Source organism: Lewinella sp., assembly GCF_050633125.1.
Lineage (GTDB): Bacteria > Bacteroidota > Bacteroidia > Chitinophagales > Saprospiraceae > Lewinella.
In genome coordinates, this window is the sequence record NZ_JBOEFX010000073.1 from 53,192 (window position 1) to 77,420 (window position 24,229).

A 24,229-nucleotide genomic window follows, 5' to 3' on the forward strand; every position below is an offset into this window, starting at 1 on the left:
CACTATTACTAAAAATAGTATAAACATAATACCATAGGGATTGTCTCTATCTTTGGAATCGAAAAATTAAGACCATGGACTATAAGAATCCGAAATTCATCATTGATAGTAGTCAACTTACTCCCGGCAAAGTGCGTTGGCGCAGCCCAAGCAATATTGCCTTAATTAAGTATTGGGGAAAATATGGCCAACAGCTTCCTCGGAACCCTTCGATAAGCTTGACACTTTCACAAGCGGCGACGGATACGACCTTAAGTTATAGTGATAAGCAAAGCGGTAAAGAAATAGACCTCGATTTCTATTTTGCAGGAGAATCACGGCCTGATTTTTCTCTTAGGGTAGAAAAGTATCTAAAAACATTATTGCCTGTTTTTCCTTTTCTCGGGCAACTACACTTACGCATTGATACCAACAATAGCTTTCCTCACTCGGCTGGCATTGCATCGTCAGCTTCTGCGATGAGTGCTATTGCATTAGTCTTGTGTAGTATGGAGCAGCGCTTTTTTGATTCACTCTCTGATACAGAAGGCTTTTACCAAAAAGCATCCTACCTCGCACGTTTGGGATCTGGCAGTGCCTGTCGTTCTGTTTACCCACACGTAGCAGTATGGGGAGAAGCAGGCGAAATACCGCGGGCTTCCAACTTTTATGCAATACCTTATGCAGATCAGGTACACGATATTTTCGAAACCTACCACGATGACATCCTCATCATTAGCAAAGCAGAAAAAAGTGTAAGTAGTGGCGCCGGACATAATTTGATGGAAGGCAATCTTTATGCTGATAATCGTTATTTACAGGCACGTCAGCGTATGGATAATTTAACCGCAGCGATGCGAGCAGGTGACCTAGAAACTTTTGGAAAAATTACAGAAGCAGAAGCATTGACCTTGCATGCACTGATGATGACATCGAATCCTCCCTACCTTTTGATGGAACCCAATAGTATTGCCGCTATTCGTAAAGTACAAGCTTACCGTGCCGAAACTGGGCATCCTTTGTATTTCACACTGGACGCCGGGCCTAATTTGCACTTGCTTTATCCTGATAATATTGCCACCGAAGTAAAAACATTTATTCGTAGTGAACTCACTCCTCTTTGCCAGGATGGTATCTACATTGCAGATCGATGTGGAGCGGGGCCGGAGGAGTTGGAGGCTGATTTAAATCCAAACTAAACCAGCTGTTTCTAATTCCCTACTAAATCTTATCTTTGCAACTTAATCCTAATTAAAAGAACCGGCACGAAGGCCATCTTCGCGCGGTTTCAAAAAGTGCGTCTTATGGATTTATTTGCAAAGATTAAATCAGATCCGGGCCCTCTCGGTAAATATTCTGATTTTGCTCATGGCTACTATACCTTTCCAAAATTGGAAGGCCCATTGGCTAGCCGAATGAAATTCCAGGGCAAAGAAGTCATTGTCTGGAGTGTCAATAATTATCTCGGCTTGGGCAACCACCCAGAAGTACGCAAGGCAGATGCCGACGCGGCGAAGGAATGGGGAATGGCTTACCCTATGGGCAGCCGGATGATGTCTGGAGAAACCAAATACCACGAAGAGCTAGAGCAAAAACTTGCCAGCCACGTACAAAAGGAAGAAGGTCTTCTCCTTAACTTTGGTTACCAGGGAATCATGTCGATCGTAGATGCACTACTGACCCGCCGGGATGTAGTGGTTTATGACAAAGACGATCATGCTTGTATCTACGATGGTGTGCGGATGCATATTGGCCCTCGTTTTGCTTTTGAGCACAATGATATTGATAGCTTCAAAAAGCAGATGGTGAAAGCTACGGCTAAAGCTGCTGAAACTGGTGGCGGTATCCTGGTTATCACAGAAGGTGTATTCGGAATGCGCGGCGAGCAAGGTATCCTAAAGGAAATTGTAGCTACTCGTGACCAATTCGAGTTCCGTCTACTTGTCGATGATGCTCATGGTTACGGTACGCTTGGAGAAACTGGCGCCGGCGCTGGTGAAGCACAAGGTGTACAGGATGACATCGATGTGTACTTCAGTACTTTCGCTAAATCTATGGCGGGTATTGGTGCTTTTGCAGCAGGTGATGCTGATATTATCAATTACCTGCGCTATAACTTGCGCTCCCAGATTTATGCCAAATCATTACCGATGCCTATGGTTATTGGCGCATTAAAACGCTACGAATTGTTGCGTACTATGCCTGAACTACGGGAGAAACTATGGCACAATGTCAACCTTCTACAAAAAGGATTGAAGGATGCTGGTTTCAATATTGGTAATACAGGAGCCTGTGTTACACCTGTTTATATGAAAGGCACTGTTGGAGAAGCACTTGCGCTGGTACACGACTTGCGCGAAAACTTTAGCATCTTCTGCTCCATTGTGGTCTATCCGGTTATACCAAAAGGGCAGATGATTCTTCGTTTGATTCCTACGTCTTCTCACACCGACGAAGACATCCACATCACTCTTGAAGCATTTAAAGCTATCCGTACTAAACTGGAGGATGGTGTTTATGCAAAAGAAGGTGCAATGATCACAGACGACTAATTTCAGTCTGAAAAATAAAAACGGCCTGCAGTTTAAATACTGCAGGCCGTTTTTTTTATCCCTTACTCATCTTTCAAACCAGAATAAGTATATATTCGGGGATTATAATCCCTAAATATATGTATATTCGGGGATTATAATCCCTAAATATACTATCATGCATGTAGACCGTGTTCTCTACGATACCATAAAAAGTAAGTTAGGTACAGGAAAAGCAATCCTTATACTGGGGCCTCGCCAAGTAGGAAAATCTACTTTACTAAAAAGAATAGGAGCAACCTTTGACCAACCAACACTACATTTAGATTGTGACGACCTAGCCATAAAAATGCGTTTGGAAGTACAGACACTTTCAAATATTCGAAATATTATAGGCCCTGCAAAACTCGTACTTATTGATGAAGCACAGCGGGTAAAGAACATCGGATTGACCTTAAAGATTATTACTGATCAAATTCCTGATGTGCAACTCCTGGTAAGTGGTTCTTCTGCATTTGAATTGGCTAACGAAATCAACGAACCTTTAACGGGGAGGAAGTGGGAGTACCTTATGTTTCCTATTTCAACAGAGGAAATGATCGTTTATCATGGTGGATTTACAGAGGAACGAAACATAGAATCCAGGTTACTTTTTGGTATGTACCCTGAAGTAATAACGCAAGCAGGAAATGAGCGAGAAGTTCTTTTACAGCTTGCTAATAGTTATTTGTACAAGGATATTTTCACGTTTCAGGATTTGCGTAAACCTGAACTGATTGACAAACTGCTAAAAGCCTTAGCATCTCAGATTGGCTCCGAGAGTACCTATAATAAATTGGCCGAAATTGTTGGCAGTGACAAGGCAACCGTTCAGCGATACATCAGCCTACTGGAAAAGGCCTTTATTGTTTTCCGACTGGGAGCTTACAGCAATAACATTAGGACAGAGCTTAAAAAAAGTCGAAAATTTTATTTCTATGACTGCGGAATTAGAAATGCTATCATGGGTGATTTTCGGCCATTATCCCAGCGTAATGACGTAGGAGGACTTTGGGAAAACTTCCTTATTAGTGAGCGATTAAAATACAACAACTATCATCAATTTTATGGACACAGCTATTTCTGGCGCACTACTCAGCAGCAAGAAATCGATTACATTGAAGAATACGACGGGCAACTATATGCCTATGAATTCAAGTGGAATAGCAAGAAAAAAGCACGCATGCCCCGTACCTTCAGCAATGCTTATCCAGATACGGCATTCAGTGTTATCTCTCCAGAAAATTATCAAAATTTCTTAACTCCCAACAGCTAAGAGCTACTGTTTTATACCAGCTTCCGCATAGCCATCATCGTCCCCAGGTGCATGGCTTCGTGGGCTAAATTAAACTGGAAAGCCTCTTCTACTCTGCTTAGTTCTATACCAAAACTCGTAGGATAAAGCTTGAAATTTTCGAAAATTCCCTGCGCATAATCGTGCTGGAATTTCACCAAGGTTTCTTCACTAAGCTGGATAAATTCCGTAAATGTTTCCTGGCTTACACTCCCTTGCGGAGCACTTCCTTTTCGATAAGCTTCGACCATTGATTGATCTACTATAGGCTTTAAGCCAGAAAGACCATAGCATAACAATTGTTGGGTGACAATAACATGGCCAAAATTCCATACCAGGTTATTCCGAAAACCTTCGGGAATTTTATTAAGCTCATCCAACTGTAGGGGCTTCAATAGGCTCAGCATATTTGCCCTCGTTTGCTGTGTGCTTTTCAGTATAAACTCAAAGTTGGCAATAGTCATAAGCCTGATTAAAAGAGTGGAAAATGATGGTAGACGTTATTCCGTATAATGTCTTGTCAAAGTTAACAAACTACTTAAGGATTCATATTTTTGTGAACAGAAAAAGCACACCTCATTATATATGCGAGTACTTATCCAGCGTGTCACCGAAGCTTCCGTTACGATTGAAGGGAATGTAAAATCGGCTATTGGCCCAGGCTTACTTGTCCTATTAGGTATAGAAAACGAAGACGCTGTCGAGGATATCGACTGGCTTTGCAAAAAAATAATACAGCTGCGCATTTTTAGTGATGAGGAAGGGAAAATGAATCTTTCGGTCCTTGATACACAAGGGCAAATTCTTGTCATTAGCCAGTTTACCCTTCATGCGAGTACCAAAAAAGGCAATCGACCAAGTTATATAAAAGCTGCCCGACCAGAGGTAGCTATACCTCTTTATGAACAGTTTATAGACAGGCTCAGCATTGCGCTAGGGCAACCCGTCGGAACAGGAGAATTTGGTGCAGACATGAAAGTCCGCCTGCTCAATGATGGACCTGTTACCATTTGGATTGATTCCAAAAACAGAGAATAGTCCCGTTTTAGTTCACAAACAAAATTTTCGTCACTACCGCATCCGGTTGAGCCAATCCTGCCTCCCGGGGATTGGTGGTACTGAACACTAAATAAACACCCGTTTGCACCCGTCGCCCGTTGTAGTCGCGACCATCCCAAACGGCCTGTCCACCCAGTGCTTCCGTTTCATAGACCAGTTTGCCATTGACATCCGTAATCTTAACATTGGCATTAACGGCCAAGCCTCTCACAGTGATCGGGCCATCATATTCGGGCCGTACAGGATTAGGAAAAACAGTGGGTTCGGCCTTATTGAGGCGAGTACCTACAATAGCATCTCCTTGATAAGAAATTACCCCTTCGTCTGTACCAAAAAACACCTCTCCTGTTCGATCATTGATCGCAATCGTACGTATGGAGTTATCTAAAAGAGGAGAATCATCTTTCGTGAAATGAATCAATTCTTCTTTACCATCTGGTGACAGTAGGTAAGCGCCGTTGGTCGTTCCTACCCATTTACGGTTTGCACCATCAACGGCAATAGCCTGAACAGTTTGGGTTTTGAAAAGATATTCCAGAAATCCGTCCAAGTCTACAGTTCGCAAAGAACCTTGGCAATTATCATCAAAGGCAGCACTTCCACATTCAAAGATCACAATACCTTGATTGGTGCCCACCCATACATCACCATCCTGATCGATGGCCAAACAGTTGGTTTCGTTGGTTGGGACATTTGAATTATTGGCAGTAAATGAACGGCAGCGATCATCATTGGGGTTATCTAATTCTCCTTCGTCAAAAAGCAAAATCCCGGAGGTTGTACTCCCTGAAATAATCCATTTATAATTGGTACTTGGATCTATCGCTATCTGAAAGAGATCATTCTGTCCACAAGTCTCAGTAAAGGAAACCCAGGTCCCGTCAGGGTTTAGTCGGTGGAGTGGTTTTCCTTCCAATGCGCGGTAGTTGCTTACCCATAATCCACCTTCCGCATCCACTGCCAAACCACTCACTCTCGTGCGGCTATCGTCACCGCTGGTATTACTTAATGGAGAGTTGCTATCATTGAAAAGTCGAATATTTTCACCATCTATTTCAATAAGCCCGGTATAATAAGACGCTCCATACACCTTTCCGTTTGTTGTGTTTTTTACAACATCAATCAAGGCAAAAACATCATCGTCTCGCTGACTGTCGGAGGTATTAAAACCTTTAAAAGCTTCCTTGTTCCAGCGATTATAAATTTCCCAATCGCCATTGGCAAAAGAAGCCATCCCGTGGTCTGTGGGTATCGGCGTACGGTTGGGTTCGTAAGCACCCGCAGCCATCCATAACGTATCATCGTAAACCTCAAGGTCCCAAACTTTCTGGCTATAAGGAGAGTTGATTTCAAACGTGTTACAGAAATCATCGGAAGGGTTGTCAAGCCAACGAAAGCCCATGTATTCATCACCAAACCAAACCTGCCCGTACTGATCTTCAATGGCGTAATTACTACGACCGATACAACCAGGCGTCAAGGCTCCGCCACTTCCATCTGCTTTAAAATAAAGGACTTGGCCATTGCCACAACCGCCATCTACACAGCGATAACCCGCTAAAAGGTGCTCCCCTTCTGCTGATAAATACCTCAACCCGTAATTATCGGTTTGATCAGAGAAAAGAACCGGGCCACCATTTTCCCAGCGATAAATATCTTCATTGATGCCAAGGTACAGCTCCCCTTCATAAATCGTCATTGCGCTAGTAGAATAATCATCAGGAAAGCCGGCCTCTGTGCCCAGAAAGCTCCAGGTGCTAAAATCGTCTGCAGTAGGATTATTAACAGGAGTATAATAAATTCCTTCGCCTGTACCTGCGTAAATATTACCTTCAAAAACGGCTACGGAAAGAACGTTTGCCTCTCCCATAAACGTGGTAAACGGAAAAGAACCATTATCCACACGAAAAGCAGAAACGCCGTAACTACCTGCCAGGAAGAGTGTGTTAGCATCGTATTCAAAAATATCGTTGATCGTTTTCTCCCCTGTAATGTTCGTGAAATTCTTAATAGACCGTACCGTTACGATCTCACCTTCATCGTATAAATCGATAATCCCATCATCGTAAACGATAATCAATTTCCCGCTCGGTTCATGAAACCGAATCATCCGGAAATCTACGCCCGTAAGACCGTCAACTGTAGTCTTAAACTTAGGTGCAATCTCATCTTTATCCAGGATCATCAAAGCAGCGCGGGTAGTATAAAAAATCTGATCAGCACTTTGCGTGACTGACAACCCAACCCGTTTAGGTGGATGCGCTCGCCATTCTCCAATGGGTAAAATATTTTGAGTAAAGGCAAGAAATGGTAAAAGGAAAAAAGCGAGTAGTAACTGAGGTCTCATAAGTTGTACATCTGTTCAAAAGATAAACCAGCAAGCCAGGAAATGTATTGCTTGAAAGGCTAAAATTAGCATCTTAAGTTAGACTAGCGACAATAATTAAGGTCAGGTATCAAAATAAGGTCAATGGATCGTCATTTACCAGTTGGTGTAACTCGGAGCCATTACTCCTAACGCTATTCACCCTTTGGCTCACCCTATAATGCTTTAGCACATCATTGGGAGGTGTTTTCAACAATGCCAGGGTATCCTCCAGTGCTTGATCACGCAACCAGGCCTGCTGTTCATCTTGTCCAAGTAGTAAAACCGGCATACGATTGTGAATACCTTCCATCTCTTTATTAGGAGCAGTGGTGATAATAGAAAAAGTGCGATACGCTTCGTTGTTGATTTTGGCAATATCCCAAATACCCGCCATGACCAGCAGCTCGTCATTACTCCTTAATATACGGTAGGGCAATTTTTGCTGCCCTGACCTACGCCATTCGTAAAAGCTGTCTGCAATGACCAAACAACGCCGTTGACGAATAGGAATTCTAAAGGAAGGTTTTGTAACAATGCTTTCGCTACGCGCATTGATCAACCTTGCTCCTTGTTGTATATCTTTGGACCAATAAGGGACCAGTCCCCAGCGTATTGCCTGCAATTGGCGAGGAGATTCGTTGAGAATAACGATCGCTTCTTGTGTAGGAGCCAGGTTATAATTGGGAATAATTTCAGCGCTTCCGACTAAGGGAATCTGTAATTGCTGCTCCACTTGTGTTACCGTATAAACTTGTGAATATCTACCACACATGCCAAAATTTTATAATTATTAATAACTACACAGAAACAAAAACATGCAAAACACCCTTTCAAAGTTTTCCACAATTGACTTTTTCACAAACCATTAAGTACATAAAAAACAAGCAGTTAAGCAAATCAGTTTTCAACACAACCTGTGGAGAGCTATGGGGATTACGGTCGATTTATAAACATCTACTAACAGACTACGATGTTGAAAATCTGCGCTACTCGTTCAATGTCGTTTTTTGGTGGAAAGCGACAACGTTATTGACATTTTAAAGTCAAATATCCATACCTCTTTTTAAAAAAGTTATTCCGTTAACAAATAATCCACCAACTGTGAATAAGTTTGCGTATTCCTTATTAATCAAGGAGTTTCTGTGTGAATTAAGTGTTAGTTAAGGTCGTCTTTTTATTAATACTCACTTAACCTAGACTTAACTTATTTTTTTCTCCACCATACTAACAGCCCTAATAATAATAAGGGAATTGAAAAAAAATTATTAAAATCTATTAATAGGAACTATTACCAAAAGCAGTTTGAGAAACAAATTCATGAGTTTAGCTGCGGTAATAGCACTTAATTAAAATAAGAATTATGGATGTCGAGCAAGATGGTTCTGGTGAGGTTTTAAATCCAGCCTTGGGGAGTAATGGTTACCGCCCAATTGTAAAATGGTGGCTCGTGGTAGGAGTAGTTATGATTATAGGGCAGATTGTCATTGGTGGGATTACTCGCCTGACAGGCTCTGGTTTGTCTATAACTAAATGGGAAATCGTTACCGGTACCTTGCCTCCGCTCAATGATGCGGACTGGCATGTGGAGTTTGACGCTTACAAAGCGACGCCCCAGTATGCCAAAATTAATGAGGGAATGAGCTTGCAGGAATTCAAGTTTATTTACTTCTGGGAGTATTTTCATCGCCTCTGGGCGCGTTTGATGGGATTTGTGTTCGCTATCCCCTTTGTTATCTTTTGGCGCAAGAGGTGGCTCGACAAGCCTTTAATGAGGCGTTTAGGCATAACGGTATTGCTTGCCGCAGTAGTAGCTTCCTTTGGTTGGATTATGGTCGCTAGCGGTTTAATTCAACGCCCCTGGGTAAATGCCTACAAGTTAACGATGCACTTATCCTTGGCTTGTATACTCTATGCTTACCTGCTTTGGACGGTGTTTAAAGTCTTTCAACCTAACGCTGAAAGTTTTCCACACTCAGTGTTGAAAACTTGGGCCAAAGTGCTCACAGTCCTTACTTCTATACAAATTATTCTGGGTGGAATCATGTCAGGAGCGAAGGCCGGATTGTTTTTTCCAACCTGGCCTGACATGGATGGAAAATGGGTTCCAGAGGTACTTTTACAATCGAGTATGTGGAATGTGGAAAACTTTGTTAACTATGACGCTACATTGTTCCTTCCTGCACTGGTACAGTTTACCCACAGAGGTGTTGCTTACTTATTGACAGTCATTGCCTTATACTTTGTTTGGAAATTATTGAAGACGACCAATTCGCGAATTATTAAGCAAGCATCTTACCTGTTGGTAAGTATGTTAGTAATTCAAATCTTGTTAGGAATACTTACCGTTATTAACAGTGTTGGTATGATTCCTGTAGCCTTGGGTGTATTGCACCAGACGGGGGCGATATTCTTATTATCGGCTGTATTATTTGTTGATTATCAATTACTACGAGAATAATCAACATTGAGTGTGGATAACTGTGTATAACTAACGTGAAGTTAGTAGATTTTTAGCCCAGGATGGGGGTTACTCTTCTTCTTCGATGGGATAGGGTTCGAGCCAAAAGCTGTTAACTTCCTGACCACCAATGAGCTTTATACGTTGCATGTTTAAAAGCTCCAGTAGGCCCAGGAAAGTCACAATGGCGTGAATGCGATTTTCGCATTGCCCGAAAATATCTATAAAGCTTGGGCGGGAGCCCGAATTGATCAGGGTAAGGATATGTTGCTGTTGCTCCTCTATAGAATAATTGAACTGTACAATCTTGTGAACGGTAGGTCGCTTTTTGGCTTCTTCGGCCTTTTCCATCATCCGTTCGTAAGCACGCAGTAACTTGAATAGGGTAACGGATTCCAGCTCTGCGTCTACAAGGGCTTTGGTGGCAATATCCTGGAGTTCGCTACTTACATTGCCTCGGTAATTACGTAATGAGCGACTTTCTTCCAGTTCGCGCATTTCTTCCAGTATACTCTTGTACCTTTTGTATTCCAGTAGCCTGGTTACCAGTTCTTCTCGTGGATCAATTTCATTACCTTCCTCGTCAAGAGGCTTGCGTGGGATGAGCATCTTGGCTTTGATACGACAGAGGGTTGCCGCTACCAAAACAAATTCGCTGGCCAGGTCAATGTCCATCTGTTCCATTTGCCGGATATAATCAAGGAAATCATCCGTAACTTTGGCAATTGGAATATCGTAAATGTCCAGCTCGTCCCGCTCGATGAAAAAGAGCAGGAGATCGAAAGGACCTTCGAATTGGGGCAGCTTAATCGTGTAAGACGTACTCATGGCGCAAAGGTAAGGCTTTGGTTGTAATTGTGTATGTTAGTTCTGTGAAGGCTTAAACGATGTAAGCTGTTATAAGACCAGCTAATTTGTTTTCTTGTATGTCCTTATGTTCCTTGATATGGTTTAAGAATTGTATAAATACTGCATTATGAAAGAAAGCGGGGATCAGTCGGTTGGAAAACTCTATCTATTACCTGTTCCGTTAGGGGAGGATGCCTGGCATACCGTTCCGGAATATGTGAAAGAAATTATTCATGGTTTAGATGTTTTCGTCGTTGAAAGGGCTAAAACGGCGCGGCGTTTTCTTAAAGCCATTGCATTTCCTACACCTTTTGATGATTGTTTGTTTTTTGAGTTAAACAAGCGTACGGAAGCAGGAGATATTCCTTCTTTTTTAGAAGCCACGAAGCTTGGCCGATCTGTTGGGTTATTGTCGGAGGCTGGCGTTCCTGCTGTAGCTGATCCCGGAAGCCGATTGGTACTGGCTGCGCATCAACAGGGGATAGAAGTGATGCCGCTGGTAGGGCCTTCTTCTATTTTATTAGCCTTAATGGCTGCAGGAATGAATGGTCAATCTTTTGCATTCAAGGGATATTTGAGTGCCAAGCGTCCGGAGCTGGCTCAGGAATTGAAGCAATTGGAAGTACAAGCCAATCGAAGAGGGGAAACACAAATTTTTATTGAAACGCCCTACCGTAACCTATCTATTGTAGAAACAGCTCTGAAGGTGCTGGATACCAATACACTCTTTTCAATTGCGGTAGATGTAACGTTGCCTACACAATGGATACAAACCCACACCATTGGTGCTTGGAAAAAGCTTACTTTGCCTGATTTGCACAAAAGGCCAGCGGTCTTTGTACTAGGAGGGCGGAATAAATAGCAACTATATATATGAATAATTTTAAGGATGTAGTTATTGACCTGTTACAGATTACGATCGGCGTTTTATTTGCTGCAGTGGGACTCAATGCTTTTTTATTACCTAATGGCTTTCTCGATGGAGGTATTACCGGCGTAGCTTTATTGACTAATCTATTAACTGATATTGATATTTCCTGGTTGTTACTTCTTATGAATATTCCGTTTTTGATAATAGCTTATTACGTTGTGTCAAAATGGATTTTTTTTAAATCAATCTTTTCGATTATAGGACTGGCTATTTTTGTTCACTGGGGAATTTTACCGCCAGTAACAGATGATAAGTTACTAATAGCCATTTTTGGCGGTATTTTTCTAGGAATGGGTATAGGTATTACTATTCGGGGAGGTGCTGTACTTGACGGGACCGAAGTTTTGGGCATTTATCTTAATGATCGTTTCGGAATCAGTATTGGGAAGTTTATCCTTGTTTTCAATATTATTCTTTTTGGGATTACTATTTATTTCACGAGTTGGGAGACGGGTATGTACTCGATCTTGACCTTTATAGTAACGGCCAAGATTACAGATAGTATTATTGAAGGATTTGAAGACTTTATCGGACTAACAATTATCTCCAAGGAATCGGCAAAGATTAGTAAGGCTGTTGTTCATGAAGTAGGTGCTGGAGTAACGGTTTATAAAGGCCAAGGTGGCTACGGTTCACATGGTGAAAACACAGAATTGGAAATAATTCATAGTATTATTAATCGCATTGACCTACGAAAGATCCACCGAGTAGTGGATCGCATTGACCCTAAAGCATTTGTTGTTGAGTTTGATGTAAATAATGTACAAGGCGGTATTTTGAGGAAGTACTTGAGCCGAAAGGCTGGGAATTAAACTTGGCGACTATCCAGCTATCTCCAACTGCGCAAGGAGCCATTCTTTTTCCGTAAGGGGCTCAGTAGTTGCTATTTGTGCTTTTAATGCCAAGCGTTTTTCTTTATCATAAGGAGGAAGTTTCATCAACTGATCTGTAAGAGTGAAGATGTTGATATAGATTTGCTTGTGGTAGCTATCGTGCTTGATCCGCCGCAAGTAAGCCCTTGTGTTTTTTATATGGGCGGCTAATAATTGAAAATCACCAGCTTCGTAGTAAATTTTTAGCTGAATGATTTTGGCGCTAAACTGGTGAATAAAATCCCGATCAGAGAACTGGTGTAATTTGAGGAGTGCTTTCCGGTGCTGCCCTTGATGATAAGCGAGGCGGGCTTCGTTCAGGGCGTGAATACCTTCTCGTCGGTTAGGGTCTAGCTGGTGACGATAAGCTTCGAGAAATTGAGCCGCCCATTCCAGCTCTCCTGAGCGGATAGCAATAATGGTGATGTTGGAATAAGTGAAAGGCGTGAGGTAGCCATCTTCCCGGAGCAAATCTTGTTCCAGCCCTTTGCGGTAAAGCGCCAGGGCCTCTTTAAAGTAGATGTTTCCTTTTTTATTGATTTGTCGTATACAAAAATTAATACCCAGGAGCACCAAATCTCTCCCTTCACTATCTGGAAATCGAGGAAGATGCATCAATAACTGTCGCTCAAATTCATGGAATGCCATTTCATTGTCCGGCTCCTGGTACATTCGGTAGGCATTGTAGTAGATGGTAATAGCAGGTTCTTGTTGATAAATAGGCAAAATAGCCAAGGTGAGAATCTCTGGCAGCATAGCTATTTCGTAACTGGCTCCTGATACCCTCTGATGGGCAATACTCAAACAAGCTAAGCGCAATTTGTAGCTAATGAATGCTTTTTGAAGCGCACTTTCTTGTTGTTGGAAATTGAGGGCCATGCCCCGGCCTTCCCGTGATTGAAAAAGATACACCTCCTCTTCCAGTTGGTAAAGCTGCAAATGAAAAGCGTGATGCCTGAGCGGTTGCTGCTGCAGTTGATGACGTTGCTTTTTTTCTCGCCGCCGAAAATGTTTGTCAAGCCCTCTATTGCGATAAGCAGAAAGTAGTGCCGTATCACTGATACTATTGTTTTGCATTACGCGCCATTGCAGCCATTCTTCCAGGCATTGGTGTAGGTAGCTACATTGTAGTCGGAATTCCTGATCATCGTATTCCTGACGAGGGGCAATAGCCTTAAAGGCAGCTTCCCTGGTAGGCAAAATACCTAGTTCAAAATACTGTTCTTCCAAGAAAAGGAACAACTTATGCAAAGCCGGTCGAGTATTATGGAGCTCACATGTCAACCATAAAGCGGCTTGTTGGCGCTCTCTACGGTCTAAAGTGGTGATGAATGAGAGTAATAATGTATTTTTCAATATTTAATATGTTCTACAATATTTTTATTAAAGCCTTTAAAATAGGTATTTATAGATTATTAGTATTCTTTTGTTTCTTACAAACCTTATTATTTTGGTTTGTATGCCGGTATAGCATATAGCATATTTGTATTATAGAAAATAATCCTGTGTTATGTACACCAAAAAAATATCCACTATGGACCATAGAAAACTACTTATTTGGGCAGTAATGCTGCTTTTCGTGCTACCACTTACGGGGCAGATTAATGTATCCATGTCAGGTGATGCATTTATTTGTGAAGGAGAGAGTGTGCAGTTAACTGCTAACCCCAGTGGTGGAGACGGTAACTACACCTATTTATGGACACCAGCGGCGGGATTAAGCTGTACCGATTGCTTGAGTCCAATCGCTAGCCCCACGATTACAACAACCTATACCTTAACGGTAGAAGATGGCCTCGGAGAGCAAGGCAGTAATAGTGTAGAGGTTGTTGTAGCTTCTGCTCCAGTTGTTGATATTGGAGCAACAGTGGTTACAAATTCAACCTGTGACGGTATCGATGACGGTGCTATTGATTTAGTGGTAACAGGAGGCGCTTTTCCTGCTACTTACTTTTGGACAGGCCCTAATGGCTATGCCGCTACTACCCAGAATATTTCTAATTTACCAGGGGGGCAATATACGGTAGAGGTTACCAGTGTTGACGGATGTTCGGTTACAGCTACATTCACAGTGCTTGATGGGAATAGCATCACGATTACTTCCAATATTACAGAAGCAAGTTGTGATGGTGCTACGCCAGGGTTTATTGATATTACCGCGAGTGGAGGAAACCCTTCTTACACTTATACATGGTCAACAGGAGAAACAACCGAGGATATTTTCTTTCTTGCAGCAGGTATTTATATCGTTACTGTTACGGATGGTAATGGTTGTTCAACGGTGGAAAATTTCAATGTAGCTGCTGGAGACCCTGTATTAAGTGTATCTCTACAAGATGTTTCGTGTAACGGAGGAGCTGATGGCCTTATCCTTGTTGAAGCAGGCCCTGGCGATTGGCAATTTGACTGGAGTAATGGCTTTTCTGGACCATTGATACAAAACTTAGCTGCAGGAACCTATTGTGTGACGGTTACAAATAGTAGTACAGGATGTACTAAAGAAGCCTGTTATACAGTAGCCGAACCCGATCCGCTATTGGCTTTTATAGAAGCTACGAATGCTACCTGCGAAGGAGAAGGTGGAAGCTTGAACGTTTTCGTTACCGGAGGCACACCGCCTTATATCTACCTTTGGTCTAATGGAGCCACCACTCAAACAATCAGTAACCTACCAGAGGGAGTTTATACCGTTACTGTTGTGGATGCAAATGGTTGCCAAGTAGAAATTTCAAGTACAGTTTTGTCTGCTCCAGTCTTTTCTTTTGAGATAATGGGCTTGCCTACGGAGCCGTGTGTGAGTGAGTTTACTTTGACGCCAACAATAGACGGCGGTAGTGGAAGCTTTACCTATCTCTGGCAAATAGATGGTGTCGTCGTAAGTACTTCGGTTGAATTAGTGAATCCGTTACCTGGGGTTATTTCCCTTACAATTACGGATGACAACGGCTGTAGCGTTACCCAGACAGTCCTATACGATCCAGCTCCGGCTGCGGTGATTACTACCTCGGGGATTCTTTCTTGTGCTACGGGGAGTGTGGTATTAGATGGTACAGGATCAGCTGCTGGGCCTGATTATGTTTATGAATGGATTGGTCCTGGCGGATTTATCAGCGATCAATTAATTGTAACCGTAAATACGCCGGGTGTTTATACGCTTACTGTAAGCAATGCTGTTGTAGCTGATTGTAGTAGTACCGCTGAGGCAGTAGTGACAGACCTTACTTTGGACTTTGGAGCGGGTATTCATACGACTGTGTTAGGTTGTAATGACTACCGCTTACAGGCTATTGTTCCTGATGATTATTTTGGAGAGTTGGCTTTTCAATGGACTTTCCCCGATGGAATAACTACCAGTTCTGAGCAAACAATTACTCCTACTCAAACGGGCGTATACACGCTGGAAACCGAAGCTGTAGGCTTGGAGTGTTTCTTTTATTCAACCGTATTTGTCGATTTGGAGACCGTTGCTTGTGCAACCGTGAGCGGACAGGTGTTTAATGACACCATGGGGATGTGTATTCTAGCTCCTTATTATCCGACACTGGAAGGCCTTTTGATACAAGGGACCTTTGATGGAGATACCTATTCGACCTTTACGGATGGTGATGGTCATTACGAATTGAATGTGCCAGCTGGAGTAGAAGGAATAGTATTTGTTACAGCTCCGTCTACAGCTTGGACAGGGTGTATAGAGGTTGGTGCTATTCCTTCCTTAACAGAAGGAGAGGATTTTGCACTGGATTTTTTACTACAACCGGAGGTAGATTGCGCTGCACTTAATGTGAACTTAAGTACGAATATACTTCGTCGCTGTTTCTCTAGTTATTATTACATCAACGTCACCAATAATGGTACAGAAATAGCAACTGATGCAGAGGTTGTATTAGCTTTAGATGAGTTTCTTTTCTTTGAGGAATCAAGTCTTATGCCAACAGGAATAATTGATCAGACAGTGGTTTGGACCATTGATGAAATTGCTCCAAGCGAGACGGTCTTTTTCTGGGTAAAGGTTTTTGTAAGCTGTGATGCTCAGTTGGGGCAAACCCACTGCTCGGAAGTATATGTAACGCCTAATCCGTTGTGTGCCCCTGCACAAAACTGGTCGGGTACCAACCTGGAATTAGATGCCGACTGCGCTGGCACGGATGTAATCTTTACGATTCGTAACACGACAATGAGTGATTTGGCAGAAGCCGTCAACTACATCGTTATTGAAGACGGCGTAGCGATGATGCAATCTCAAATTATCGAAGACCTAGGTGGCGATCAGATGGAGACCTTTCTCTTCCCTGCCAATGGCTCTACTTACACCTTTCAGTTGGATCAGGTGGAGAACCACCCGTATTCAGAGCGCCTAAGTTTGTCAATCGAAGGCTGTGGACTAAACGAGCAAAATGATTTTAGTACAGGTTTCGTTACCCAGTTTAGTCAAACGTCATCAACGATTAACAATGATATTTTCTGTCAGGAAAATGTAGGATCGTATGATCCAAACGATAAGGCTGCGTTGCCCGTAGGGTATGGGGAGCAGCACTATATAGAGCCAGAAACGGAGTTGTACTATCGAATTCGTTTCCAAAATACTGGAACAGATACGGCTTTTACCGTAGTTATTCGCGACACGCTTTCGGAGCACCTGGACTTGCGCACCTTGGATTTAGGTTCGAGTAGCCACGCGTATACCGCTGATATTGGTACCAATCAGGCACTTACCTTTACCTTCAATAATATCCTGTTGCCAGATAGCACCACTAACCTGGAAGCATCACAAGGCTTTGTGGATTTCCGTATTTCGCCAGATGTTACAACTCCATTGGAAACGGTAATAGAAAACGATGCGGCGATCTATTTTGACTTTAATGATCCCATAATTACCAATACGGTATTTCACACCCTGGGGCGCAATTTCCTGGAAGTGGTTGATACCGAAATAGTACCTGGCGTAGCGCTTAACTGGAACATTTTCCCAAATCCAGTAGCTGATCAATTACAACTGAATTTGAGCGGCGAAGCAGTTCCTGAAGCGTTACAGTTGCAAGTGATGGATGCCCAAGGGCGCTTGTTGCGCAATGTTTCTTTCAGTGGAAATACACACTCGCTTTCCGTCGCGGATTTGCCTGCCGGCTGGTATCAATTAAGGTTGACACTTACCAACGGAGATTTATTAGGAACAGCAAAATTGGTGAAGAAGTAATAAGACTTCTTGTTGTTTTAGAAAGCCATTCTTTCCGCTCTAGTAGTGGGGAGAATGGTTTTTTAGTTTTTATAGAAAGGCACAATTTCTAATAAAAGGTTGTTTAGGAAGATAGAGCAGCCGTGGGTTTGAGCTTAGGAATTAATTTTTTTCGCATATCTGCTTATCTTTAAGTAACAACAAACACACTTTGATTATGTCATTAATACCTGATAATTGGATTAGAGAAGATTTTCTTGCCTTAGCACTTCATTACGCGGCACGAGCAGACCTTAATATCAGCGTTGATGAAAAAGACTTTATGCAAAACCGATGCGGCAAAGCGCATTGTGAAAAAGCAAAGGCTTTTAGCGAAGGCAAATCGGATTACGAGATTATAAAGGTACTCACCGAGATGAAGGAAACTTTCTTTCCAGGAGAAAAGGGAACCAGTACCTTAAAAGGACACCTTGTCGGCCTCTTTAAAGTCGATGATGACTATAGTCATCTAGAACATAATTTAATGCTGGGGTTGGACCGGTTGTGGTAGGCGAAACAGCCCCGAGTTGTAATGAGTCAAAGAGTAACGGACTTTAAGCGTCAAAATTTAAATAGTTTTTTGATGTATCTATTTGACTCACATTGCAGAGAGTGATTTGTATCTACTGCATGCATCGGAATAATCGCATGGAGGTAGTGAGAGTTGTGGTATTTGAAAGAATAGGTTTAAGTAAGATTACATACCTACGAGATGAAGGCTAGTGAATATATTTTTTTGATGAGCGGTGAGTATAGAGTTCTAAGTATGCTTAAATTCGTTGATATTATTTCGCGAGAAGAAATATAAAATAGCATAAAGTGAGGAGAAACTGGACAGCGCTGAACAAATTAGAGAGAAAGCATCATTTAGAAAATATTGAACTAAAGAATGTTATAAGTATACCAGAATCCATTAAGACACATTGTATCGAAGTTGCATGTGTTTCTAGTAATGGACTCCGAAATAGACTTTCTCAAGCAATAAATGAGGATGACAAAATTTTCTTGCAATACGAGATTACGGAAGTACTGGCCAGTGAAATTATAGATCATTATAATCTGCTGTCTGATGACGAGATTGATGAAATTATAAATCTGGACAAACAAGATTTAATAAAGCAATATTCAGGAATATTAGAATACCTTCTGATAGAAGGGATATCCTTTTACCATCATGAAAAGGATGAGTTTAATCATTCTGTATTACAAGAAATTTATTCCAAAAGTAATATAGAGAATGGGATAATTATAACATGGATAATGAGTATGGATTGTGGTGGATTTGAGGGGATAATCCTTAATACAGATGAAAAAGAATGCTTAAGTATTGGAAGTTATGGACAATTTCAGTCAATCACTGAGAATGGAATAGTATACGAATACTATAAACACAAGCGATTAGTTCACAGTAAAATATCATATCTTGAATGGTGTTTTCAAAATGCCAATAAAAGGGAGTTGGAATAATACTGCCGCTAATATATAGATGAACAACTCTACTATATGGTAGCAAGTTCATAAATCAATACCGCACCAGGTTAAACTGCAACATATGTGTACCAAAATAATTGGTAAAAGGCAAGGTCAGTTGGAGGGTTTGTCGGTCAACATAATTGACAACTCCTGTACTGTAACCCTGGGCTTGCACATAAATGTTATTTCCGTTCAGGCTATAGTAAATATTCTCTGAACCGAATTCTGTACTGAGCGTAACAACGCCATTTGATTGGAAATTGTAGACGGCTCCAATGAGTAACAACAAGGATTGATCTTCTGCGGTAGCATTGTAAGCAACGCCATCACGAACAACATTGATGGTGTTTACCTGCCAAGCCCCCATCAATAAATCTGCTGTAGTAGGGTTTGTTGGTGTACTAATGTTTTGCTGATTATTGTCGTAAATAGTTGTTTCGTTATAACCGTTGTCGTAGTCATCTAACCCTGCTTCGTTGATGACTGCCCCGATAATAAGGAGCAACACCAGGCTAACAGCAACGCCTATACCTATCCACATGCCAATGCGACGCTTTGGTGCAGGCGCAGTGGCCGAACCAGAGAAGGAGCGAGTTTGAGGACGACCACTGCCAGAGGACGCTTTACGTCCACCATTTTGCATTTGTTGCTGGCAGTGCGCGATGAGTTTTTCTACTTTAGAGTTGTTATTGATCTTTAAGGCTTCTTGGAAATATTCGATCGCCAAGCGATAGTTTTCCTGCTGTAGAGCTGCCTTGCCATTTTCGTAATGACCTAAAAAAGCAATGTTGCTTTGGCAGAGGTTAATTTGTTCTTCGAGGTATTCCTGGGTAGGTGCAAAGCCGGGTAAATGAGCTTGTAGTGCCGCGCGATACTTGCGACGAGCTTCTTCCAGTTTACGGTCACCAAAAAGCGATTCCGCACTTTTTACCAGTTCGTCAAATGACTGCCGTAACTGGGTGCGTTCGCTTTCGCGTGCGGCAATTTCCTGTTGGGCTTTTTGGCGTTCCTGGCGGTTCTCTTTGAGCTTAGCCAGCCTTTCTTTGGCATCGCTAAGGTATTTCCCGGAAGGAGCGTATTTGCTGATGTAATCTTCGTAGCCAAGTTCGGTATCATTAATTTTTGTACTTGACCAAATCTCATCTTCTTCCAGAAGGTTGATCTTGCGATTGGCGGCGGCTACGTATTTTCCGGCAGGAAAGCCTGCGATATAATTGCGGTATTCTACTACTTTATCGGCCAGGCAAACTTCCTTCCAGACCGCCTCTTCGTCGCGGCGTAGATAAAAGACAAACTCGCCGCCCTCATCTGCACTGTTCTGGATACGGCCATCCACGGGGTGCTGCTTGGCTTGGGTGAAAACGTAATCTTTAACAAATTTAATGATGCTCGTTGCATCTAGTTTTGGCGAAGTATTCTTGCGTAAATAGGTGAGGATACCTGCGGAGAAGGGACTGTTCTCGCCTTTTTTACCATCAGAAACGGTCTCGTGACGGCCAGAGGCTAAAATACGGCGAGACTTAAATCGCTCATCAGGGATGGCATTTCGTTTACGAACGACCAGCGAACCTGAAAAACAACTATCGACGATCAGAAGGGTGTGCTGGGTGTCGAGTGCGTTGATTCGCTTGACGATGTTGGCATTACTAATAAAGTTGCTCTCATCGTTGGGTTTGGCATTGACGGGAATCCAGTAACCTTCGTCAAATTCGTCATCATAATGACCGTGGCCAGAGTAGTAAACGATGAGGTTATCTAGCGGCTCCAGTCGCCGTTTCATGTCTCTTAAAGCCTGATAAATATTGGTTTCGGTAGCCTGCTCGTTGAAGAGCGTGAAAATATTTTCTTTTTCAAATTGGTACTGGCGGGTAAGAACATCGGCAAAATCCTGAGCATCTTTTACCGCATTAGAGAGTGGTTGCCACTGGCGGTAGGCGTCAATGCCGATAGTGAGCAGATAGTTTTTGCCACTTTTGCCGGTGGCATCAATGCTTTGCTGTCTTCCGAAACTCCTTTGGGTAGCCATGCGTAAAACGGTTTTGGTGTATTAGACCCGGCACGAGGTAGCTTTCCAGCGAAGTCCTAAGTAAAATAGTAAGGGATAAAGGCCCAAGCCATTTTGTAACGGGTATATACTACTTTATGAGTCTATCTGTGAAAGGGTTACCAACTTTCGAAGATACATAAAATTAATACTAACTTTGCGCAAAATTGGCCAACAGGATGGAGATCTTTAAGAAGTTTACGTTTGATTCTGCCCATTATTTGCCTTACGTCCCCGAAGACCATAAGTGCCGGAGGATGCACGGGCATACCTACATTGTGCGCTTGTACATTAGTGGAGAGCTAGACCCACAGTTGGGCTGGGTTGCAGATTTTGGCGACGTCAAAGCGATATGGAAGCCTATCGAAGAAAGGCTCGATCACCGCACGCTTAATGATATCCCCGGCCTGGAAAATCCCACAGCAGAAAACCTCGCCATCTGGATTTGGCGGGAAGTGAAGCCCAAGTTATCTGCACTTTCGCGGGTAGAGGTTTGTGAAAACCCCAGCAGCGGTGTTATCTACAAAGGAGAGTACGAGTGAAATTAATTTTGCCGCAAGGTTGATGTAGGGTTCATGATGGCCAATCGCCAAGTTTGGTAACTCACCGTTAAAAAGGCAATGCTAATTAGCGTAAGCACAGCTCCGGAAAGCACCCACCAGGGAAAAGCTATCCGGTGTGCATAACCTGCCAGCCATTCACTCATACCCAGGTAAGTAATTGGAATTCCGATCAAGACGGCAATAAGAATCAGCCAGAGGAAATCCCGGAAAAATAACAAGACAATACCCTGCACGGAAGCACCGAGTACCTTCCTGATGCCAACCTCTTTGGTACGCTGAAGGGCCAGGTAGGAAGAAAGTCCTAACAATCCCATGCAGGCCACAAAAATGGCAAGGACAGAGAAATTGAGGAAAATTATACCAAAACGCCTATCAGCGGCATAGATTTTCGCAAAGCGCTCGTCTAGAAAAGTATAAGCAAAAGGCGAGTTAGGAAACATGTCGCGATAGGTGGCCTGAATAAAGTCCAACTGAGAAGTCATTTGTTCCCCACTTAATTTTACAACACTGCGAGGTGGTGTTTGAGTGTAATAAAAAATAGTAGGCTCAACCTGTTGTTTCAGGGAGGAACGATTGAAGTCATCAATAACTCCTACGATGGGTAACCTTGCGGCATTTGGTCCTTCTCTTAATTGCAACAGCTCACCAACGACCTGGTTTGGATCAGGGATGTTTAGCAAATTCAAGAAGGCTGTATTGACCATGACAGCATTGGAGTCAGCAGCAATTTCTCGATCAAAATTACGGCCAGCAAGCGTGGCTATATTCAGTACGTCAAGATAATTGTCATCTGCTCCGGTGAGGTATACGGTAGATTTGACAATATCTGTTTTGCCAGGAATACTTACGGCGCCACTCATAGAGTTGATATCAAAACTTTCTCCGCCGGGCATATTTTGGATACCACCAACACGCTTTATTCCAGGTTTAGTCAATAGCGCATTTTCAAACGTTCTGATCTTACTAAGATACGCTGCGCGCGTCATATCCTCACGGGCAGGCCTTTCAAACCCAATGACGTGAGTGGTGTCCATTCCCATTTTTGTAGCAGTAAGAAAATTTACCTGCTTGTAAATGATTACTGTACTGGCGATCAACAAGAGGGACGCCGCAAACTGTACTACTACCAGTAATTTACGTAAGAAAACTCCTTTTGGAGTACGGCTAAAAGCACCACGCAAAGCATTAATAGGCTGAAAAGAAGAAAGCACAATGGCGGGATAAAAACCTGTGGCAACAGTACCGATAACAAAGAAAATTGCCAATTGCCCTAAGAAAGAAGCATTAACAAAGACATTACCAATGACTGTATTACCAACGAGCCCATTGAAATAAGGCGTGAGTGCAAAAGCGAGCAAAAGAGCAGCTACAGCACCGAATAAATTGATGAGCAAGGATTCGAAAAAGAACTGTCCGATAAGTTGCTTCTGTTGAGCACCAACAACCTTGCGCAAACCTACTTCTTTGGCGCGTTCTACTGCCTTGGCTGTCGACAGGTTAATGTAGTTGATCCATGCAATCAGCAGGATGAAGATGGAGATGATACTTTGGAAGTTTACGGCCTTGGCGCTGCCATGAACCTGAGGTTCAAAAGTAAAATCAGAATGAAGGTGAATGTCTTTTACAGGTTGGAGATTAAAGAACAGTTGGTCATCTTCTCCAATGTATTTCTTGGCCAGTGCGGGGAGTTTTTGTTCTACTTTGGCCAGCGTTGCGCTTGCATCAAGCAATACGTAACTGTAATAATTGTAACCATCCCACCCGTATTTTTCCAAGTCTTCTTGATAGCTAGACAGTGACACAAGAATATCAAAATGGTAGTGCGTGTTTTCAGGGATATCCTCAATGATTCCGGTAACAGTAAAAGCCTGGTTGAATTCGTCGAGGTCTTCAATTGTTTTTCCAATAGGATTTTCTTCGCCAAAGTATTTCGCTGCCTGAGTTTTCGTTAATACGATACTGAAAGGAGAGGAGAGCATCGTTTTTTTGTCGCCTTCAAGTACGGAATAAGCGAAAAGGTCAAGGAAATTGGTGTCTACTGCAATGACATTAAGTTCTTCGATGGGCTGATTGCGCTTACGAAAGACCATCCGTTCTGTTTTGTAAGTCGTCGTAGCGTTGATGACTTCAGGGATTTCTTCTATAAACATACTCGCTGTTCCGGCAAAAGACATCGCGTCGCGGGTGTCTATTTTTCCGTTTACGAGCTGGTCTGTCGTTACTCGATAGAGCTGGTCAGAAGCGTAATGGAAATCGTCATAGCTTTTTTCGAAAGCAGTGTATTGTTGCAAAAAAAGAAAGGCAGTAAGCCCCAAAGCCAAGCCTGAAATAAAAATGGTGGTCTGGAAAGGCTGCTTACGAAGGCTACGAAAGCCGATTTTTAGGTAGTTGCGAAACATGATGGAAAAGCTCTAAGAGTGAAGACACATTACGCTTGGTTGGCGATAATCAAATGTATCCTGTTGTAAAAGAGATGTGTATAAAGCAGAACTCCCCCTATCTATAAGCGTATCTGTTTTGTTAGTCCCGTGTCACCTTTCGGCTTAAGGAACACAAA

At 42.5% G+C, this 24,229-nt stretch carries 18 protein-coding genes; 11 read left to right on the top strand and 7 right to left on the bottom strand.

From position 1 onward, the window contains the following. Positions 1-74: 74 nt before the first annotated feature. The 3 genes from ACRBG0_RS15870 (at position 75) to ACRBG0_RS15880 (ending at position 3,825) form a co-directional block, all read left to right on the top strand. Positions 75-1,178, top strand: coding sequence for a diphosphomevalonate/mevalonate 3,5-bisphosphate decarboxylase family protein (locus ACRBG0_RS15870; RefSeq protein ID WP_431487847.1), 1,104 nt, complete (start codon positions 75-77; stop codon positions 1,176-1,178). Between the two features lie 105 nt (positions 1,179-1,283). Further along, positions 1,284-2,531, top strand: coding sequence for an aminotransferase class I/II-fold pyridoxal phosphate-dependent enzyme (locus ACRBG0_RS15875; protein ID WP_431487848.1), 1,248 nt, complete (start codon positions 1,284-1,286; stop codon positions 2,529-2,531). A gap of 157 nt (positions 2,532-2,688) precedes the next feature. Next, a complete protein-coding gene (locus ACRBG0_RS15880) occupies positions 2,689-3,825 on the top strand; it encodes an ATP-binding protein (RefSeq protein WP_431487849.1) in 1,137 nt (378 codons plus the stop codon). An 11-nt stretch (positions 3,826-3,836) separates the two neighbouring features. Here the strand turns inward: ACRBG0_RS15880 and ACRBG0_RS15885 are convergent, their stop codons facing one another. Beyond that, positions 3,837-4,307 (bottom strand): DinB family protein, encoded by a 471-nt coding sequence (locus ACRBG0_RS15885; protein WP_431487850.1) that lies wholly within the window; start codon positions 4,305-4,307, stop codon positions 3,837-3,839. Positions 4,308-4,428: 121 nt separating this feature from the next. Here ACRBG0_RS15885 and dtd point away from each other — a divergent pair, with 121 nt between their 5' ends. Further along, positions 4,429-4,881 (top strand): D-aminoacyl-tRNA deacylase, encoded by a 453-nt coding sequence (gene dtd / locus ACRBG0_RS15890; protein ID WP_431487851.1) that lies wholly within the window; start codon positions 4,429-4,431, stop codon positions 4,879-4,881. Between the two features lie 7 nt (positions 4,882-4,888). Here dtd and ACRBG0_RS15895 read toward each other — a convergent pair whose 3' ends face one another. Both ACRBG0_RS15895 and ACRBG0_RS15900 read right to left on the bottom strand, forming a co-directional pair. Further along, positions 4,889-7,249, bottom strand: a complete 2,361-nt coding sequence (locus ACRBG0_RS15895) for a two-component regulator propeller domain-containing protein (protein WP_431487852.1) — start codon at positions 7,247-7,249, stop codon at positions 4,889-4,891. Positions 7,250-7,358: 109 nt separating this feature from the next. Next, positions 7,359-8,042 (bottom strand): SOS response-associated peptidase, encoded by a 684-nt coding sequence (locus ACRBG0_RS15900; RefSeq protein WP_431487853.1) that lies wholly within the window; start codon positions 8,040-8,042, stop codon positions 7,359-7,361. Between the two features lie 588 nt (positions 8,043-8,630). On the opposite strand from ACRBG0_RS15900, the gene ACRBG0_RS15905 reads away from it, so the two are divergent. Beyond that, the gene (locus ACRBG0_RS15905; RefSeq protein WP_431487854.1) at positions 8,631-9,728 is read left to right on the top strand and encodes a COX15/CtaA family protein; all 1,098 of its coding nucleotides are present in this window, start codon (positions 8,631-8,633) and stop codon (positions 9,726-9,728) included. Between the two features lie 69 nt (positions 9,729-9,797). Here the strand turns inward: ACRBG0_RS15905 and ACRBG0_RS15910 are convergent, their stop codons facing one another. Then, complete coding sequence (locus ACRBG0_RS15910; protein WP_431487855.1) at positions 9,798-10,556, bottom strand: segregation and condensation protein A; 759 nt, start codon at positions 10,554-10,556, stop codon at positions 9,798-9,800. A 148-nt stretch (positions 10,557-10,704) separates the two neighbouring features. Here ACRBG0_RS15910 and ACRBG0_RS15915 point away from each other — a divergent pair, with 148 nt between their 5' ends. Beyond that, positions 10,705-11,439 (top strand): SAM-dependent methyltransferase, encoded by a 735-nt coding sequence (locus ACRBG0_RS15915; RefSeq protein ID WP_431487856.1) that lies wholly within the window; start codon positions 10,705-10,707, stop codon positions 11,437-11,439. 11 nt (positions 11,440-11,450) lie between these two features. After that, a complete protein-coding gene (locus ACRBG0_RS15920) occupies positions 11,451-12,320 on the top strand; it encodes a YitT family protein (RefSeq protein ID WP_431487857.1) in 870 nt (289 codons plus the stop codon). 9 nt (positions 12,321-12,329) lie between these two features. On the opposite strand, the gene ACRBG0_RS15925 is transcribed toward ACRBG0_RS15920, so the two are convergent. Next, positions 12,330-13,736 carry a hypothetical protein gene (locus tag ACRBG0_RS15925; RefSeq protein ID WP_431487858.1) on the bottom strand — a complete coding sequence of 469 codons (1,407 nt, stop codon included), beginning with the start codon at positions 13,734-13,736 and terminating at the stop codon, positions 12,330-12,332. Positions 13,737-13,914: 178 nt separating this feature from the next. On the opposite strand from ACRBG0_RS15925, the gene ACRBG0_RS15930 reads away from it, so the two are divergent. The 3 genes from ACRBG0_RS15930 to ACRBG0_RS15940 all read left to right on the top strand — a co-directional run bounded on the left by ACRBG0_RS15930 (position 13,915) and on the right by ACRBG0_RS15940 (position 19,059). Then, a complete protein-coding gene (locus tag ACRBG0_RS15930; protein ID WP_431487859.1) occupies positions 13,915-17,574 on the top strand; it encodes a DUF7619 domain-containing protein in 3,660 nt (1,219 codons plus the stop codon). Positions 17,575-17,770: 196 nt separating this feature from the next. After that, positions 17,771-18,103 carry a hypothetical protein gene (locus ACRBG0_RS15935; RefSeq protein ID WP_431487860.1) on the top strand — a complete coding sequence of 111 codons (333 nt, stop codon included), beginning with the start codon at positions 17,771-17,773 and terminating at the stop codon, positions 18,101-18,103. A gap of 308 nt (positions 18,104-18,411) precedes the next feature. Beyond that, on the top strand, positions 18,412-19,059 hold the full coding sequence (locus tag ACRBG0_RS15940) for a hypothetical protein (RefSeq protein WP_431487861.1): 648 nt from the start codon (positions 18,412-18,414) through the stop codon (positions 19,057-19,059). Between the two features lie 55 nt (positions 19,060-19,114). On the opposite strand, the gene ACRBG0_RS15945 is transcribed toward ACRBG0_RS15940, so the two are convergent. Further along, positions 19,115-21,091, bottom strand: coding sequence for a caspase family protein (locus tag ACRBG0_RS15945; RefSeq protein WP_431487862.1), 1,977 nt, complete (start codon positions 21,089-21,091; stop codon positions 19,115-19,117). Positions 21,092-21,288: 197 nt separating this feature from the next. Here ACRBG0_RS15945 and queD point away from each other — a divergent pair, with 197 nt between their 5' ends. Then, positions 21,289-21,651 (top strand): 6-carboxytetrahydropterin synthase QueD, encoded by a 363-nt coding sequence (gene queD, locus ACRBG0_RS15950; protein WP_431487863.1) that lies wholly within the window; start codon positions 21,289-21,291, stop codon positions 21,649-21,651. Between the two features lie 2 nt (positions 21,652-21,653). On the opposite strand, the gene ACRBG0_RS15955 is transcribed toward queD, so the two are convergent. Further along, entirely contained in the window at positions 21,654-24,071 is a 2,418-nt protein-coding gene (locus tag ACRBG0_RS15955) for an ABC transporter permease (protein WP_431487864.1), read from the bottom strand. Positions 24,072-24,229: the final 158 nt, after the last annotated feature.

What these genes read in the sequence shown, in the direction of transcription:
- ACRBG0_RS15870 (WP_431487847.1), top strand. Translation starts at nt 75, where the DNA reads ATGGACTATAAGAATCCGAAATTCATCATTGATAGTAGTCAACTTACT.
- ACRBG0_RS15875 (WP_431487848.1), top strand. Translation starts at nt 1,284, where the DNA reads ATGGATTTATTTGCAAAGATTAAATCAGATCCGGGCCCTCTCGGTAAA.
- ACRBG0_RS15880 (WP_431487849.1), top strand. Translation starts at nt 2,689, where the DNA reads ATGCATGTAGACCGTGTTCTCTACGATACCATAAAAAGTAAGTTAGGT.
- ACRBG0_RS15885 (WP_431487850.1), bottom strand. Translation starts at nt 4,307, where the DNA reads ATGACTATTGCCAACTTTGAGTTTATACTGAAAAGCACACAGCAAACG.
- dtd (WP_431487851.1), top strand. Translation starts at nt 4,429, where the DNA reads ATGCGAGTACTTATCCAGCGTGTCACCGAAGCTTCCGTTACGATTGAA.
- ACRBG0_RS15895 (WP_431487852.1), bottom strand. Translation starts at nt 7,249, where the DNA reads ATGAGACCTCAGTTACTACTCGCTTTTTTCCTTTTACCATTTCTTGCC.
- ACRBG0_RS15900 (WP_431487853.1), bottom strand. Translation starts at nt 8,042, where the DNA reads ATGTGTGGTAGATATTCACAAGTTTATACGGTAACACAAGTGGAGCAG.
- ACRBG0_RS15905 (WP_431487854.1), top strand. Translation starts at nt 8,631, where the DNA reads ATGGATGTCGAGCAAGATGGTTCTGGTGAGGTTTTAAATCCAGCCTTG.
- ACRBG0_RS15910 (WP_431487855.1), bottom strand. Translation starts at nt 10,556, where the DNA reads ATGAGTACGTCTTACACGATTAAGCTGCCCCAATTCGAAGGTCCTTTC.
- ACRBG0_RS15915 (WP_431487856.1), top strand. Translation starts at nt 10,705, where the DNA reads ATGAAAGAAAGCGGGGATCAGTCGGTTGGAAAACTCTATCTATTACCT.
- ACRBG0_RS15920 (WP_431487857.1), top strand. Translation starts at nt 11,451, where the DNA reads ATGAATAATTTTAAGGATGTAGTTATTGACCTGTTACAGATTACGATC.
- ACRBG0_RS15930 (WP_431487859.1), top strand. Translation starts at nt 13,915, where the DNA reads ATGGACCATAGAAAACTACTTATTTGGGCAGTAATGCTGCTTTTCGTG.
- ACRBG0_RS15935 (WP_431487860.1), top strand. Translation starts at nt 17,771, where the DNA reads ATGTCATTAATACCTGATAATTGGATTAGAGAAGATTTTCTTGCCTTA.
- ACRBG0_RS15945 (WP_431487862.1), bottom strand. Translation starts at nt 21,091, where the DNA reads ATGGCTACCCAAAGGAGTTTCGGAAGACAGCAAAGCATTGATGCCACC.
- queD (WP_431487863.1), top strand. Translation starts at nt 21,289, where the DNA reads ATGGAGATCTTTAAGAAGTTTACGTTTGATTCTGCCCATTATTTGCCT.
- ACRBG0_RS15955 (WP_431487864.1), bottom strand. Translation starts at nt 24,071, where the DNA reads ATGTTTCGCAACTACCTAAAAATCGGCTTTCGTAGCCTTCGTAAGCAG.